A 15,787-nucleotide genomic window follows, 5' to 3' on the forward strand; every position below is an offset into this window, starting at 1 on the left:
TAGGCGGAGCGGCGGCAGAGTGTGAGCGGTTCGTCACACAGCGCACTGGAAGGTGTGAACCCATGCACGATCTCCCTCCCCTGGCCGCCGGCCGCTTCGTGGGACCGCCGCTGACGCTGGAGTCGCTCGCCACCCCGGCGGCCGTGTCGGGGCTGCGGCGGGCCCTGCGCCCGTACGCGGTCGACGTCCAGCTCTGTGTGAGCGAGCTGGTGACCAATGTGGTCCGGCATGTCGGGGAGGGGGTGCCCGTGACGGTGCGGGTGTGGCAGGACGGCGGGCGGGTCCGGGTGGGAGTGACGGATCCGGAGCCGGGGGTGCTGCCCGTGCTGTGCGGGGCGTCGGGCACCGAGGCGGAGTCGGGCCGGGGGCTGGTGCTGCTGCACGCGCTGGCCGTGCGGTGGGGGGTGGACCGGGAGCCGGGCTGCAAGACGGTGTGGTGCGAGCTGTTCTCGGAGGACGGTCAGGACGGTCAGTACGGTCAGGACGGTCAGGACGCGGAGGCCGGGGTGCCCGGGGCCGCAGGGCACCCCGCCCCGGCAACGGCGGCGGCGGCAACGGCCGAGCGCTCCGGTCGACGGGGTCCGTCGGCCGGAGCGCTCGGTCATCCATCGGCACGTTCGTGAAAGCCCGCGGGGCGGGCCGTGCCGCAGGGGCGGGGGTGGGCCCGCCGCCGCGGTCTCCGTCGGGGCTGACGGGGGGCGGCGGCGGGTCCGGTACCCCGCACGCCGTTGTGCGGGGCCCCGCCGGTCGGTTCCGCGGCCGGTCGTGGTGTGACGATCGCTGGTCAGGGCATCCTCAAACCGAGTACCGACCGGCCGCGGGGTTCAGGGGGGCGGGGGCTCAGCCCAGGCGCTGCACCAGCGCGCGGTACTGGTCCCACAGCTCCTTGGGGGTGTGGTCGCCGAAGGTGTTGAGGTGCTCGGGGACCAGGGCGGCCTCCTCGCGCCAGACCTCCTTGTCGACGGTGAGGAGGAACTCCAGGTCGCTGTCGGAGAGGTCGAGGCCGTCGGTGTCGAGGGCGTCCTTGGTCGGCAGGATGCCGATGGGGGTCTCGACGCCCTCGGCCTTGCCGTCGAGGCGGTCCACGATCCACTTCAGGACGCGGGAGTTCTCGCCGAAGCCGGGCCAGACGAACGCGCCCTCGTCGTTCTTGCGGAACCAGTTGACGTAGTAGATCTTGGGCAGCTTCGACTGGTCCTTGTCGGCGCCGACCTCGATCCAGTGGGCCATGTAGTCGCCCATGTTGTAGCCGCAGAAGGGGAGCATGGCGAAGGGGTCGCGGCGCAGCTCGCCGACCTTGCCCTCGGCGGCGGCGGTCTTCTCGCTGGCGACGTTGGCGCCGAGGAAGACGCCGTGGTTCCAGTCGAAGGACTCCGTGACCAGGGGGACGGCGCTGGCGCGACGCCCGCCGAAGAGGATCGCGGAGATCGGCACGCCCTTGGGGTCCTCCCACTCCGGCGCGATGATCGGGCACTGCGCGGCGGGGGTGGTGAAGCGGGCGTTGGGGTGGGCGGCCGGGGTGCCCGACTCGGGCGTCCAGTCGTTGCCCTTCCAGTCGGTGAGGTGGGCCGGGACCTCCTCGGTCATGCCCTCCCACCACACGTCGCCGTCGTCGGTGAGGGCGACGTTGGTGAAGACGGAGTTGCCCCAGAGGGTCTTCATGGCGTTGGCGTTGGTGTGCTCGCCGGTGCCGGGGGCGACGCCGAAGAAGCCGGCCTCGGGGTTGATGGCGTAGAGGCGGCCGTCCTCGCCGAAGCGCATCCAGGCGATGTCGTCGCCGATGGTCTCGACCGTCCAGCCGGGGATGGTCGGCTCCAGCATGGCGAGGTTGGTCTTGCCGCAGGCGCTCGGGAAGGCGGCGGCGACGTACTTGGACTCGCCGCGCGGCGGGGTCAGCTTCAGGATGAGCATGTGCTCGGCGAGCCAGCCCTCGTCGCGGGCCATGACGGAGGCGATGCGCAGCGCGTAGCACTTCTTGCCGAGCAGGGCGTTGCCGCCGTAGCCGGAGCCGTAGGACCAGATCTCGCGGTCCTCGGGGAAGTGCGAGATGTACTTGGTGCTGCTGCACGGCCAGGGGACGTCCTCCTGGCCCTCGGCGAGCGGGGCGCCGACGGAGTGCACGGCCTTGACGAAGAAGCCCTCGTCGCCGAGCTCGTCCAGGACCGGCTGCCCCATGCGGGTCATGGTGCGCATGGAGACGGCGACGTACGCGGAGTCGGTGATCTCGACGCCGATCGCCGAGAGCGGCGAGCCGAGAGGGCCCATGCAGAAGGGCACCACGTACATGGTGCGGCCCTTCATCGAGCCGCGGAACAGGCCGTTCTCCCCGGTGAAGATCTCCCGCATCTCGGCGGGGGCCTTCCAGTGGTTGGTGGGGCCGGCGTCCTCCTCCTTCTCGGAGCAGATGAACGTCCGGTCCTCGACGCGGGCGACGTCGGTGGGGTCGGAGGCCGCGTAGTAGGAGTTGGGGCGCTTGATCGGATCCAGCTTCTTGAAGGTGCCCTTGGCGACGAGTTCCTCGCACAGCCGGTCGTATTCGGCCTCCGAGCCGTCGCACCAGACGATGGCGTCGGGCTGCGTCAGGTCGGCGATCTCGTTGACCCAGGAGATCAGTCCCTGGTGGGTGGTGGGGACGCTGGGAGCCGCGATGTCGCGCGCCACGATTGCTCCTAAATGAGGGTTTTTGGTTTGGAGGCCCCGTGGGGGCTGCGGCCCGGATGCTTCACGGTGGGTGGCGCTCATCCGGTACCGACCGCACTCATATGATCATGCGATGCGAGCGCCCATCTGTCCAGAGGGGCGCACAGGTGAGCAACGTGACGATGACCACGGTTTTCCGCGGCTCTTTACGTACCCATTGAGGACACCTTGCGCATTCTTTGCGTGACGGTTCCCGGGCTGCCGCCGTGGCGATGTCCGGGGCTGTCGCCCGCCCCGGACGGCGTGAGACGATGGCCACTTCCCACCGGTCAAGGCCTCGCACTCATCCGTAACTTACGGTCCCGTAGGTACGATGGGGTCATGACAGCGTTCGTCCCCGACGCACACCGTGAGACCTCCACCGGCCGTGGACCGGTGACACTTTCCCTGCCGCACCCGGTCAAACCGAAGCTCCGCGGCTGGCTGCACCTCGGCATGTTCCCCGCCGCCCTGGTCGCCGGCCTCACGCTCACCGCGCTGGCAGACTCGACCCGGGGCCGCATCGCCTGCGGGATCTACGCCCTGACCGCCTGCCTGCTGTTCGGCGTCAGCGCGCTGTACCACCGGGGCAACTGGAGTCCGCGCATGGACGGCGTCCTGCGCCGCCTGGACCACGCCAACATCTTCCTGATCATCGCCGGCACCTACACCCCGCTCACGATCCTGCTCCTGCCGGACAGCAAGGGCCGATGGCTGCTGTGGGGCATCTGGGCGGCAGCCGCCGCGGGCATCCTCTTCCGGGTCTTCTGGGTGGGCGCGCCCCGCTGGCTCTACACCCCGTGCTACATCGCGATGGGCTGGGCGGCCGTCTTCTACCTCCCCGACTTCCTGCGCGCCGGCGGCGTCGCCGTCCTGGTCCTGGTCGTCGTCGGCGGCCTGCTCTACAGCGCGGGCGGCGTCATCTACGGCATCAAGCGCCCCAACCCGTCACCGCGCTGGTTCGGCTTCCACGAGGTCTTCCACTCCTTCACCCTGGCCGCCTTCATCGCCCACTACGTGGGCATCTCGCTGGTCGCGTACTAGCCGGCTCCCGCCGGACCGCCCGGGGGCCCGGCCCTCCGCACACTCCGCAGGCCGCGGCGTCGAGACCGACGCCGCGGCTTTCTCGTGCCCGCTCCCGAGATATTGACAGTCACCACCTTCTGACAGTTACTCTCACTTCATGGTCACTGTCACTTCGGGCGCCCCCGCCCACGGCACCGACCCCCGGCGCTGGCTGGCGCTCGGCGCACTGGTCGCGAGCATGCTCACCCTCGGTTTCGACCTGACGATCCTCAACGTGGCGCTGCCGACCATGGCCGCCGACCTGGGGGCGAGTACGGGTCAGCTCCAGTGGATCGTCGACGCCTACGTCGTCGTGTTCGCGGCGCTGATGCTGCCCGCCGGACTGCTCGGCGACCGGTACGGACGCCGCCGGATGCTGGTCACGGGCCTCGTCCTCTTCCTCGCCGGGTCCCTGTGCGGGGCCCTCACGGACGCGCCGGGGCTCGTCGTCGCCGCCCGCTCCGTGATGGGCCTCGGGGCCGCGCTGGTCATCCCGCTCGGGCTGTCCGTGCTGCCGTCGATGTTCGGCGAGGAGGAGCGGGGCAGGGCGGTGGCGGCCGTCACCGCCTCCATGGCCGCCGGAATGCCGCTCGGGCCGCTCGTCGGCGGACTGCTCCTGGACCACTACTGGTGGGGGTCGGTCTTCCTGATCAACATCCCCATGGCCGCCGTCGGCATCGCCGCCTGCCTGTTCCTGCTGCCCGAGTCGCGCGACCCCGCCTCGCCGCGCGTCGACGCGCTGTCCACCGCGTACAGCGCACTGGGCCTGGGCGCCCTGGTGTTCGGCATCATCGAGGGGCCGTCGCGCGGCTGGGGCGGCGGCTGGGTGCTCGGCGCGTTCGCGCTGGCCGCCGCGCTGCTGACCGCGCTGGTGCTGCGCGAGCGGCGGGCCGAGCGGCCGCTGCTCGACCTGGGCCTGCTGGGCCGCCGCGTGTTCCTGTTCAACGTGCTGGCCGCGACGCTGGGCACGTTCGTGTTCGCCGGGCTGCTGTTCGTCCTGCCCGCCCGGTTCCAGGAGACCGGCGGCGCCGACGCGTTCGGCACCGGGCTCCGGTTGCTGCCCATGATGGGCGGCCTGTTGGTCTCCGCCCGCGCGAGCACCCCCCTCGTGCGGCGCCTGGGCTCCCGGCCCGTGGTCACCGCGGGCCTGACCGTGCTGTGCTTCGCCGCCCTGCTCGGCGCCCGCACCGGGCCAGGGTCCGGCTACGCGTTCATCGCGCTGTGGCTGACCCTCGCGGGCCTCGGCTTCGGCCTCGCGATGGTGCCGGCGATGGACGCGGCACTCGGCGGCGTCCCCGCCGACCGGGCCGGCAGCGGCTCCGGGCTGCTGATGACGCTGCGCCAGGTGGGCGGCGCTGTCGGCATCGCCCTGCTGGGCAGTCTCGTCGCCGACGTCTACGCCCGCCGCCTGGACACCGGCGGCCTGGCCGCGCCCGCCGCCGACGCCGCCCGCGCTTCCCTCAGCGGAGCCCACGCGGTGGCCGAACGGCTCGGCATGCCCGCCCTCGCCCGCTCCGCCGACGCCGCCTACGCCGACGGCATGTCCACCGTCCTGACGGTGTGCGGGATCGCCGCCCTGCTCACGGCGCTCCTCGCGGCGGCATTCCTGCCCGGCACCCCGCCGCGCCGGGCCGGAGAGCAGTCCGCCACGGACCCGGCCCCGGGCGTGGCCGCCGCGGAGCCCGATGCCCGACAATGACCTTCATGACGGCCGCACGATCCTCCCTCACCCCCGCCGGCCCGCAGCCCACCGGGCTGCGCGAGCGGAAGAAGATCAGGACCCGGCAGGCGATCCGCGCGGCGGCCTACGCGCTCATCGAGGAGCAGGGCTACGAGGCCACCACGGTCGAGCAGATCGCCGCACGGGCCGACGTGTCGCCGTCCACCGTCTTCCGCTACTTCCCGGTCAAGGAGGACATCGTCCTCACCGACGAGTACGACGAGCCGCTGCTCGCCGAACTCACCGCGCGGCCCGCCGACGAGCCCTGGCTGGAGTCGGTCCGGTACGTGGTGCGCCGGGGCATCGAGGTCGCCATGGCCGAGGAGCCGGAGGTGACCCTCCTGCGGGCGCGGCTGATGCGCGAGGTGCCGGCCGTGCGGTCCCGGCTGCTGGAGAGCATGTCGGCCACCGGGCACCTGCTCGGCCGGGCGATCGCGCGGCGCACCGGCCTGGACCCGGACGGCCTGGAGGTGCGCGTGTACACGATGGCCCTGGTCGGCGGCCTGCTGGAAGCCTCGAAGTACTGGGCCGAGAACGCACCGCGGGAGGACTTCGGCAACCTCGCCGACCGGGCCCTCAACGTCCTCGCGCGCGGACTGCCCGCCGGGAAATCCTGAGGACGCGACCGGCGGCCGTGTCATCCTGGCCGGGTGAACGGTCCAGAGATCCGTGTCGAGTTCGCCCCGCAACTGCTCGTCTTCGTGCCGCAGGCCCGGGCCACCGGCACGCTGCACACCGGCACCGACGGCGTCTCCGGCCTCGGCCACGTGGTCGAGTCGCTCGGGGTACCGCTCACCGAGGTCGGCACGCTGCTCGTGGACGGCCGCGAGGTGCCCGTCTCGCACCTGCCCCGGGCCGGCGAGTCGGTGACCGTGCACGCCGTCGAGCACCCCCAGCGGGTGCCGGGCGCGCCGCTGCGGTTCCTCCTCGACGTGCACCTCGGCACGCTGGCCCGCCGCCTGCGGCTGCTGGGCGTGGACACCGGTTACGAGTCCACCGACATCGGGGACCCGGCGCTGGCCGCCCGCTCGGCGGCCGAGCAGCGGGTGATACTCAGCCGCGACCGGGGACTGCTGCGCCGCCGGGAGTTGTGGGCGGGCGCCTTCGTCTACAGCACCCGGCCCGAGGAGCAGCTGGAGTACGTGCTCGACCGGTTCCGGCCCGAGCTGCGGCCCTGGACGCGCTGCACCGCCTGCAACGGTCTGCTGCGCTCCGCGACCAAGGAGCAGGTCGCCGACCAGCTCAAGGGCGGTACGCACCGGACGTACGACGTGTTCGCGCAGTGCGCCCAGTGCGGGCGCGCGTACTGGAAGGGCGCGCACCACGAGCAGCTGGAGGCCATCGTGGACCGGGCGGTCGCCTTCCACGCCGAGCGCGGGTGAGGTGCGGCGGACAAGCGGCGGACAAGCGGCGGACAAGCGACGGGCAAGCGACGCCGGCGGTTCCTCAGCGGCGCTGCTTGAGGTCCCCCTTGCCGCAGGCGATGCCGTCCCGGTCGCGGTCCAGCTTCAGCGGGTCGTCCTTGCCGTTGACCCTCAGCCGGCCGTAGTCGTGCTCCTTGAGCCAGTCGCAGCGGGCGGCCGTGGTGGGCTCGACCTCCGCCGGGAAGGTGGTGGGGACGCAGACGTTGGCCGAGCCGTAGTGCCGGTCGCAGCCGGAGACGGTCGGGGCGACCGGTTCGGCGACGCGCTTCTTGCGGGGGCCGGTGACCTTGCCCTGCGGGGCGTCGGCGAAGTCGTGGACGTGCGCGTGGGCGTGGGCGTCCTGGGCGGTGAGGGCGGGCGGGCCCTGGAGGTGCACCCACTTCGCCACCGACGGGACGCCGTTCGCGTCGACGGCGAACAGCATGTACCAGCCGGGCGGGGCCAGGTTGGGGTTGCTGGTCACGTTCAGGTCGACGGTCGTGGCGTCGTCGCCGTCCACCGACAGCGGCAGGTCCACGAACCGCTGGTTGGGGTCGGAGGAGTGGGTGACGGCCGCCGGGCGGATCAGCTCGGCCTTGGCGATGGGCCGGTCGACGGTGATCCGCTGGGTGTCGCCGTAGGTCCACTCGGTGTCGATCACCGAGGTGATCACCGGGCGCTCGCCCTGGAAGAGGTAGGGCGGGCTGTAGATCGACACGTTGTGGTTCCAGGAGCCGTTGCCGGGGTTGTCGCCGGTGGTCATGACCCGGCCGTCGGGCAGCAGGAACGCCGAGGAGTGGTAGCCGCGGGCCTCGGGGTCGGCGGCCACCGGGTCGAAGGTCTCCGTCGCCGGGTCGAAGATCGACGTCTCGAAGACCGGGTCGGCCCGGTTGTGCAGGGCGCCGCCGGTCTCCAGCACCTTGCCGTCGGGCAGCAGGACCGCGGAGACGTACATCTTGCCCTGGTCACCGGTCTGCGGGACCCGGCCGTTGCCGAGGTCGACGGTGCCCTGCGGGATCGGCGGGCCGGCCACGTAGGCGGGGTCGGGCTGCTTGAGGTCGATGATGTCGGTCAGCCGGTTGGCCTCCGGGTTGGTGTCGATGTTGCCGCCGCCGAGGGTGAGGACCTTCTGGTCCTGCGCGGGGGGCAGCAGCACGCTGGCGGACTGGTCGCGCTCGTCCTTGTTCTGCAGGCCCGGGACCTGGGTGATGGTGTTGGCCTGGTAGTCGTAGATCGCGGAGCCGGTGCCCGGGATGTTGTTGCCGAAGACGTGGCTGCCGGAGTAGAACAGGCGCCCGTCCTGCATGAGGATCATCGACGGGTACAGGCCCCAGTAGGACCAGGTCTGGTTGACCTGCCAGGTCGGCAGCCAGCGCTGTTCGGCGTCCGACCACAGCTCGGCGGTGACGGAGCCGGTGGAGTCCTCGCGCAGTCCGCCGAAGCTGATCACGTCGCCGTTGCCGAGGATGGTCGCCGACGGGTACCAGTGGCCGTCGTTCATGTCGTTGGTCTTCGTGTAGGACTCGGTCTCCGGGTCGAAGATGTAGGAGTCCTTGTAGCCCTGGTAGCCGATGGTGCCGTCGTCGGACGGGTAGCCCTTGTTGCCGCTCATCACCAGGACACGGCCGTCCTGGAGCTGGACGTGACCGGCGCAGAACATGTCGTCCGGGGTGGGGATCACCGTGTAGGTGCCGTCCTCCGGGTCGTAGACGGCGGAGGTGAAGGTGCCCGCCTCGAACAGCTCCGGGTCGTTGCCGGAACCGGCGATCAGCAGCACCTTGCCGTTGTGCAGCACCACCGAGTGCATGGAGCGGACCGGGTTCTCGGTGGCCAGCACCTCCCACTCGCCGTTGGCGCAGTCGGCCGGCGAGCCGGTGCAGTCCGGCTCCGGGACGGGGTCGGCGACCTGCTCCATCGTGTAGTCGTCGGTGGTGGCCGCGCCGGTGCCGTAGACGGAGACGCCCCAGGAGATGCGGTCGGTGCCCTCGGGGACCTCGGGGGTGCGGACGGTCGCCTCGGTCCAGGTGGCGGGCTCCATGTCCAGCGTCTTCAGGTCGGTCCAGTACTGCCAGCCGGCCGTGGTGTCGTGCCGGAAGAGGGTGATGGACGCGTCCGGGGTGGTCGTCTTGTACCAGAGCCCCAGGTCGTACTGCTCGCCCGGCGTCACCACGGGCGCGCAGTCGGCGGACTCGGTGATCAGGGCCTTGCGGTCGCCGTCGGTGCGGCGGGTCAGCTCGACCTTCATCGCGCTGTCGCCGGTGCGGGCGTCGGAGGTGGTGGTGAACGTGAAGTCGTTGTCGCCCCAGCCGGACTTCTCCCAGCAGTACGGCATGTCGCCGGTGCCGGGGGTCTCGAAGCCGGGGTTCGTGATCAGGTTGGCGGCGGAGGCGGGCTGCGGCGCGGTGAGGAGCAGGCCCGTGGTGAGGGCGCCGACGGCCAGCAGGGCCGCCGGTCTGCGCCGGGAGAGGACGGTGGCGAGGTTCATGGGGTGCTTCTCCTTGGACGACGGCGGCGAGGGAGGTACACCAGCGCTTCGGTCCCCACGAAGCGCAGGACGAAGGTGATCGCGAGGGCCAGCGCGGTGGCCGGGACGGCGGTCATCCCGAACCGGCTCACCAGCAGCGCGATCAGCGGCAGGCGCACCACCAGGTCGGCGTTGGCGAGCAGCGCGAACCGCGCGGTGCGGTCCGCCCAGTGCCGGTGCCGCCGCCGCTCACGGAACAGCAGGGTCTCGATCAGCAGGAAGTTCCAGGCCACGCCGAACTGGTTGGCGGCGATCTCGGCCGGCAGGTAGTGCACGCCCGCCCCGGTCAGCGCCCACAGCGCGGCCAGGTTCGGCAGGAAGCCGGTGAGGCCGATCAGCCCGAAGACGACCATGCGGGCGGGCGGCGCCTCGGTGCGCAGCCCGGTCAGGTGCCGAAGGAAGCGCAGGCCCTCCCGGGCGGTCGACTTGGACTCGCCCGCGAACCGCTCCCGGAAGACGAACGGCACCTCGGCGACCGTGCGGGGGCGGGCCCGGACGGCGAGTTCGAGGAGGATCTTGTAGCCGAGCGGTTTGAGGTCGTCGGCGGTGACCGTGCTGCGGCGGATCGCGAAGAAGCCGCTCATCGGGTCGCTGATGCCGTGCAGGCGGCGCGGGAACAGGGCCTTGGTCAGCCAGGTCGCCCCCCGGGAGACGGCGACGCGGTAGCTGCCGGCCAGCCCGGCGCGGCTGCCGCCCTTGAGGTAGCGGGAGGCGACGACGAGTCCCGCGTTGGCCCGCTCCCCCGTCGCCACCAGCTCCGGCACCAGGGCGGGCGGGTGCTGGCAGTCGCCGTCCATGACGACCACCCAGTCCGACGTGGCGGCCCGGATGCCCTCGACGACCGCGCCGCCGAGCCCGCCGGTCGCCTCCTCGCGGTGCAGCACGGTCACCGGGAACGGGCAGTCCTGCGCGGCCCGGCGGATCGCCTCGGGGGTGTCGTCGGTGGAGTCGTCCACGAAGACGACCTCGCACGGCAGCCGGGAGGGCACCGACTCGGTGATCTGCCGCAGCAGCGCCGCCACGTTGGCGGACTCGTTGAACGTCGGGACGACGATGGTGACCGCGCCCGGCTCGGCCACCCCGACCGGGTCGAGGGCCGGGTCGCCGAGTCCGCCGGGGACCGTGTGCTCCTGGCTCATCGGCTGCCTCCGGCGGTCTCGACCCGGCGTATCTCGACGCGGTCCTCACCGGTGCCGAAGGTGGCCACCGGCACCGAGTGCTCGATGGCCGCCCGCACGGTCGGCAGGTCCTTCGCGTCGCGCCGGACCGTCGGCGAGGCGACCACGTAGTCGACGTCCCGCCAGCCGCGCGGCAGCGTCTTCGTCACCGCCGGGTCCAGGTCGGCCTTGTAGAACCAGATGACGCCGAGACCCGGCCGGTAGCCGGCGTGCACCAGGTCCAGCCACATCGCGTCGTCCACCAGCACCCGGGTGCCGCCCGGATCGTCGACCTCGGTGGCCATCCAGGCCGAGGCCGCCTCGTAGGGGGCGTTGGCGTCGGTGGTGACCGCGGTGCGGGCGCCGTCGTACCAGCGGGGGCCGACGTAGGCGCAGGCGGCGAGGGCCAGGGCGACGGCGAGCGCGTACCGCGCCCCGCGCACGGACCGGCGCTCGGTGTCGGAGCGCCCGCGGCGCAGCACGGCGTGCGCGACGCTCGCCGCGCCCCCGGCGAGCACCAGTGCGAGGAACGGCAGCGCCTGGATGACGTACATCGCGGGCAGGTAGCCGTCGGGGCGCAGGGCGAGCGCGGCCAGGATCGCCACGGTGAGCGCGGGGCCCGCGAGCGCGCGGGCGGTGACCGACCAGCGCCAGGTGGCGAGCAGCAGCAGCGCGCCGACGAGGCCGCCGAGCGGCAGGATGCGGTCGTAGTACAGCCAGGACTGCAGGACGCCCCAGGAGCCGGATCCCTCGTCGAGGATGAAGCCGGAGCCGGGCCGGGTCATCTGGTAGGCGACGCCGTCCCACAGCGAGACGTGCCCGTCGCCCGGGAACAGCTCGCCCTTGAGCAGCGCGAACAGGGGGTAGGAGAAGCCGATGAGCGCGCAGGCCGTGACGGCGCCGGTCAGCGCGAACTTGCGGGTGTCGCGGTGGCTGTGCCGCCAGGCGGTGAGGAACAGGGCGGGCAGGACGACGAGCATCGTCTCCTTGGTGAGCACGGCGGTCGCGGCGGCCATGCCCGCGCCGAAGTGGTGCCAGAGGTGACGGCTCGGGGAGGCGGCGAGGGTGAACGCCAGGAGCGTCCACATCACCGCGAGGTTGTCGAGGAAGATCTCCCGCTGGAGCACCACCGACAGCGGGGACAGTCCGAACAGGGCCATGCCGAGCCCGGCCGCCCAGCGGGGCAGGGCGAGCCGGCGGCCCAGGACGTACACCAGCACCGCGCTGATGCCGCTGATCAGCAGCATCACGGCGCGCATGGTGCCCACCGTCATCGACTCGGGGCTGAGCATGGCGGGGATCCAGGTCAGGACGGCGAGCTGGATCCAGCCGAGCGGCGGGTGGTCGTACCAGTAGGTGTAGTGGGCCAGGCCGCGGCCCTCCTGGACGGCCCACGCCTGGGCGAGGTAGGTGCCCTCGTCGTCGCTGAGGGTGGGGTAGTCGGCGATGTTCCAGCCCTGGACGAGCAGGATCGCCACCAGCAGGGCGCCGCACAGGATCAGGTCGGAGCGGGACGAGCGGAGCCGTCTCGGGGGCGGCGTGCGGCCGGCCGGCGTGTCCGGGGGCGCGGGCCGGCGCTGCGCGGGGACCGTCGTCGCGGTCGCCGCGGGAAGGGTGGAGGTCACGCGGGTACGTCCTCTCGGGTCGCGGCGGACGCGTCGAGGTGGGCGCCGACGTGGGTGGTCAGCTCCCAGTCGTTGCGTCCGCGCTGCTCGCGCCAGACGGCGCGGACCGCGGCACCGGCGAGGAGCACCTGGTAGAAGGGGCCGCCCACGATCAGCTTCAGGTAGTGGACGAACCGGACGCGCAGGCCGTACTGCTTGCCGAAGTCGTGCAGTCCGACGACCTCGAAGACGAAGGTGACCAGGGCGGTGACGGCCGGCAGGAAGGTGATGAAGGCGATGCCCACCGGTACGTCGAGGAAGATCGCGACGGCCACGTTGAGCGGGATGATCAGCCCGGTGAACGCCTGGAGGAACGGGGTCATCAGCGTGTAGCGGGCGAGCATCCGCTGCCCGAGGGTGGGCAGTTGCCTCCAGTCCTTCTTCCGGTACACCTGAAGGAAGCCCTGGTTCCAGCGGGTGCGCTGCTTCAGCAGGGACACCAGGGAGCCGGGGGTCTCCTCCCGGGTGACCATGTCGGAGTCGTAGGCGACGACGACCCGTTTGCCGATGCTGGACAGCCGCACGCCCAGGTCGCAGTCCTCGGCGAGGCAGTCCGGGTCCCAGCCGTCCGCCGCGCGCAGCACGTCGGTGCGGACGAAGACGGTGTTGCCGCCGAGGGGGATGAACCCTTTCTGCGCGTGCAGGTGCAGCCGGGAGCGGAACCAGAAGAAGTACTCCAGGCAGTTGCGCAGGCTGTACCAGCTGGAGTGGAAGTTGATCAGCTGCACCCCGCCCTGGACCACGTCCGCGCCGGTGGAGCGGAAGGCGTGGTCGACGTGGGCGAGCAGTTCGGGGTGGACCTGGTCCTCGGCGTCGAAGACCCCGACGACGTCACCCCGGCAGTACGGCAGGGCCGTGTTCATGGCCTTGGGCTTGTTCTTGCGCTCGTGGGTGTCCACGACGACCCGTACGCGCGGGTCCCGGTCCGCTGCGGCTTCGGCGACCGCGGTGGTGCCGGGGTCGTCGTGCCCGACGATGACGATGATCTCGAAGTCGGTGTGGCTCGACTCCAGCAGGCGCTGGATGGTGTGGTCGAGGACCGCCTGTTCGTGGCGGGCCGGCAGCAGCAGCGAGAACGAGAGGTGCTCCCCGCCGTCCGGACTGCTGAACCGCGTGGAGGCCAGCACCTCCGGCGTGCGCCAGGCGTGCATCTGCCACCACAGGGTGAACCCGGCCATCCAGAAGAGGGCCAGCGAGACGACAGCGATGAATAACGACGTGAGCAAGACAGATCCCCCCAGATCCCGTAACCCCCGTGCTGTGACCGCGCGTTACCTGCGCAACGGCGCACGCGTCACGTCACCGTGCAGAGATTAGGGGGGAGTTGTGAAGCGCGGGGGCTTTTCCGATAAACAGACTGTTTCCCAACTGTCCGAGATGCGACCGGAGTTGCCAGGAACAAGCCATTCCGCGACCACTGCCGGAGGGCACCCGCACCCCGGGTGCCCTCGCCCTTCAGCCGCCCAGCGCCCCCCTCAACCGATCAATTTCGGTCGTCGGAGCGTCACAGGTGAAGTTGCGGCAGACGTACGCCGTCGCCCGCCCGTCCACCAGCGGACGGTCGGCCAGCAACGGGAACTCGTCACTCTCCGCGGTCCCCACCGCGACCACCGCCCCCGGGGCCGCCCCCAGCAGCGCCGCCCGGTGCAGCGCCACGGTCCCGGGGTCGTCCGGCGCCGGACCCACCACCGCGACCTCCCGCGGGCCGTCCAGCGCCGCCTCCGCGACCGCCAGACCCCAGCCGATGAACCGCGGCACCCGCGGCCCCAGCGCCTTCACCACGCCCAGCGCGCGCTCGGCCGCCGTGCGGTGCGGCACGGAACCCGTGTGCGCGGCATACCCCAGCAGCGCACCGGCCGCCGCCGTCCAGCCCGACGGCGCGGCGTTGTCGGTCGGGTCCTGCGGGCGCCGGATCAGTTGCTCCGCGTCGGCCGCCGTGTCGAACAGCGCCCCCGACTCCTCGTCGGTGAAGCGGGCCAGTACGTGGTCCAGGAGCAGCCCCGCGAACTCCAGCCACACCCCCTCCCCCGTCACCGACGCCAGCGCCAGGAACCCCTCGGCGACGTCCGCGTAGTCCTCCAGCACCCCCGCGTTCACCCCGGCCCGCCCGTCCCGGCTGGTCCGCACGAGCGCCGCGTGCTCGTCGAGGTGCACCCGCACCAGCAGGTCCGCCGCGGCCGACGCGGCCTCGACCAGATCCGGCCGGCCGAAGTACGCCCCCGTCTCGGCCAGCGCGGCGATCGCCAGCCCGTTCCACGCGGCCACCACCTTGTCGTCCCGCCCCGGCGCCGGCCGCGACGCCCGCGCCGCGAGCAGCCGCTCCCGGATGCCCTCGATCCGCGGGGCGTCGAACACCTCGTCGCGCTGCGGGAGTTGCAGCACCGAGGCGCCCTCCTCGAAGGTGCCCTCCTCGGTCACCCCGAAGTACCGCGCGGCCACCTCCGCGTCCGCCTCGCCGAGCACCTCCCGCAACTGCGCGGGCGTCCACACGTAGTAGGCGCCCTCGACGTGCCTGCCCGTGCCGTCGTCGCTGTCGGCGTCCAGCGCGGAGGCGAACCCGCCCTGGGGGGTGCGGAGTTCGCGCACCATGAAGTCGGCGGTCTCCAGGGCCACCCGGCGTGCCTGCTCCGAGCCCGTCGACCGCCACAGATGGGCGTAGACGCGGCACAGCAGCGCGTTGTCGTAGAGCATCTTCTCGAAGTGCGGGACCGTCCAGTCCCGGTCCACCGAGTACCGCGCGAAACCGCCGCCGAGCTGGTCGTAGATCCCGCCCCGCGCCATCCGCTCGCAGGTGTCCGCCGCCATCTGCAGCGCGCCCTCGGCCCCGGTGCGCGCGTGGTGGCGCAGCAGGAACTCCAGCACCATCGACGGCGGGAACTTCGGCGCCCCGCCGAACCCGCCCCGCTTCGGGTCGTAGTCGCGGGTCAGACCCAGCAGGGCCTGCGCCAGCTCCTGCTCGCCCGGCATCTCGGCGTCCCCGAAGGCGATCTCCCGGGCGGACAGGTCCCGCGCGATCTTCCCGGCGACGTCGGCGACCTCGTCCCGCCGCTCGTCCCACGCCCGCTGCACGCCCTCCAGGACCTGCCGGAACGACGGCATGCCCTGCCGGGCCTCGGGCGGGAAGTAGGTGCCGAAGTAGAACGGCTCCCCGTCCGGCGTCAGCCACACCGACATCGGCCACCCGCCGTGGCCGGTCGCCGCCTGCACGGCCTCCATGTAGACGGCGTCGACGTCGGGGCGTTCCTCGCGGTCCACCTTCACGCTCACGAAGTGCGCGTTCAGGTAGTCGGCGGTCTCCTGGTCCTCGAAGGACTCGTGCGCCATGACGTGACACCAGTGGCAGGCGCTGTAGCCGACGCTCAGGAAGACGGGGACGTCGCGCCGCCGGGCTTCGTCGAACGCGCCCGCCTCCCAGGGCCACCAGTCGACGGGGTTGTCCGCGTGCTGGAGGAGGTACGGGGACGTGGCCTGTGCGAGTCGGTTGGGCATACCCCCATCCTCGCTCACCCGGCCCCCGGGCCCGCCCGTGCGCCACACGGGAGGGCACGAACGGCGGGGGAAGGGGCCGGCCGGAC

11 protein-coding genes are annotated in these 15,787 nt (G+C 72.2%); 5 read left to right on the forward strand and 6 right to left on the reverse strand.

The annotated features are described in order from the left end of the window. The first annotated feature begins 62 nt into the window (after positions 1–62). Positions 63–623: an ATP-binding protein gene (locus AC02VZ_RS17010; RefSeq protein ID WP_432057255.1), complete on the forward strand. Its 561-nt coding sequence runs from the start codon at positions 63–65 to the stop codon at positions 621–623. Positions 624–840: 217 nt separating this feature from the next. Here the strand turns inward: AC02VZ_RS17010 and AC02VZ_RS17015 are convergent, their stop codons facing one another. After that, entirely contained in the window at positions 841–2,661 is a 1,821-nt protein-coding gene (locus tag AC02VZ_RS17015) for a phosphoenolpyruvate carboxykinase (GTP) (protein WP_432057256.1), read from the reverse strand. A 360-nt stretch (positions 2,662–3,021) separates the two neighbouring features. Here AC02VZ_RS17015 and trhA point away from each other — a divergent pair, with 360 nt between their 5' ends. From trhA to AC02VZ_RS17035, 4 genes are all read left to right on the forward strand, one after another. After that, on the forward strand, positions 3,022–3,723 hold the full coding sequence (trhA, locus tag AC02VZ_RS17020) for a PAQR family membrane homeostasis protein TrhA (protein ID WP_432057257.1): 702 nt from the start codon (positions 3,022–3,024) through the stop codon (positions 3,721–3,723). 139 nt (positions 3,724–3,862) lie between these two features. Next, positions 3,863–5,443: an MFS transporter gene (locus AC02VZ_RS17025; protein WP_432057258.1), complete on the forward strand. Its 1,581-nt coding sequence runs from the start codon at positions 3,863–3,865 to the stop codon at positions 5,441–5,443. A gap of 5 nt (positions 5,444–5,448) precedes the next feature. Next, positions 5,449–6,081, forward strand: coding sequence for a TetR/AcrR family transcriptional regulator (locus tag AC02VZ_RS17030; RefSeq protein WP_432057259.1), 633 nt, complete (start codon positions 5,449–5,451; stop codon positions 6,079–6,081). Between the two features lie 33 nt (positions 6,082–6,114). Beyond that, positions 6,115–6,846, forward strand: a complete 732-nt coding sequence (locus AC02VZ_RS17035; RefSeq protein ID WP_432057260.1) for a Mut7-C RNAse domain-containing protein — start codon at positions 6,115–6,117, stop codon at positions 6,844–6,846. 64 nt (positions 6,847–6,910) lie between these two features. Here the strand turns inward: AC02VZ_RS17035 and AC02VZ_RS17040 are convergent, their stop codons facing one another. From AC02VZ_RS17040 to AC02VZ_RS17060, 5 genes are all read right to left on the reverse strand, one after another. Continuing rightward, complete coding sequence (locus tag AC02VZ_RS17040; protein ID WP_476475772.1) at positions 6,911–9,352, reverse strand: galactose oxidase-like domain-containing protein; 2,442 nt, start codon at positions 9,350–9,352, stop codon at positions 6,911–6,913. Continuing rightward, entirely contained in the window at positions 9,349–10,530 is a 1,182-nt protein-coding gene (locus AC02VZ_RS17045; protein WP_432058645.1) for a glycosyltransferase, read from the reverse strand. The genes AC02VZ_RS17040 and AC02VZ_RS17045 overlap by 4 nt, the downstream gene beginning before the upstream one ends. Continuing rightward, positions 10,527–12,173: a glycosyltransferase family 39 protein gene (locus AC02VZ_RS17050; protein WP_476475773.1), complete on the reverse strand. Its 1,647-nt coding sequence runs from the start codon at positions 12,171–12,173 to the stop codon at positions 10,527–10,529. The genes AC02VZ_RS17045 and AC02VZ_RS17050 overlap by 4 nt, the downstream gene beginning before the upstream one ends. After that, positions 12,170–13,438: a glycosyltransferase gene (locus AC02VZ_RS17055; protein ID WP_476475774.1), complete on the reverse strand. Its 1,269-nt coding sequence runs from the start codon at positions 13,436–13,438 to the stop codon at positions 12,170–12,172. Before AC02VZ_RS17055 ends, AC02VZ_RS17050 begins: the two co-directional genes overlap by 4 nt. Positions 13,439–13,667: 229 nt before the next feature. Next, positions 13,668–15,701: a thioredoxin domain-containing protein gene (locus tag AC02VZ_RS17060; protein WP_432058648.1), complete on the reverse strand. Its 2,034-nt coding sequence runs from the start codon at positions 15,699–15,701 to the stop codon at positions 13,668–13,670. Positions 15,702–15,787 lie beyond the last annotated feature (86 nt).

The organism is Streptomyces sp. 3-6 (assembly GCF_056323165.1).

Excerpts from the sequence above, each read along its gene's own strand:
- AC02VZ_RS17010 (WP_432057255.1), top strand. The coding sequence starts at position 63 with ATGCACGATCTCCCTCCCCTGGCCGCCGGCCGCTTCGTGGGACCGCCG.
- trhA (WP_432057257.1), top strand. The coding sequence starts at position 3,022 with ATGACAGCGTTCGTCCCCGACGCACACCGTGAGACCTCCACCGGCCGT.
- AC02VZ_RS17025 (WP_432057258.1), top strand. The coding sequence starts at position 3,863 with ATGGTCACTGTCACTTCGGGCGCCCCCGCCCACGGCACCGACCCCCGG.
- AC02VZ_RS17030 (WP_432057259.1), top strand. The coding sequence starts at position 5,449 with ATGACGGCCGCACGATCCTCCCTCACCCCCGCCGGCCCGCAGCCCACC.
- AC02VZ_RS17040 (WP_476475772.1), bottom strand. The coding sequence starts at position 9,352 with ATGAACCTCGCCACCGTCCTCTCCCGGCGCAGACCGGCGGCCCTGCTG.
- AC02VZ_RS17045 (WP_432058645.1), bottom strand. The coding sequence starts at position 10,530 with ATGAGCCAGGAGCACACGGTCCCCGGCGGACTCGGCGACCCGGCCCTC.
- AC02VZ_RS17060 (WP_432058648.1), bottom strand. The coding sequence starts at position 15,701 with ATGCCCAACCGACTCGCACAGGCCACGTCCCCGTACCTCCTCCAGCAC.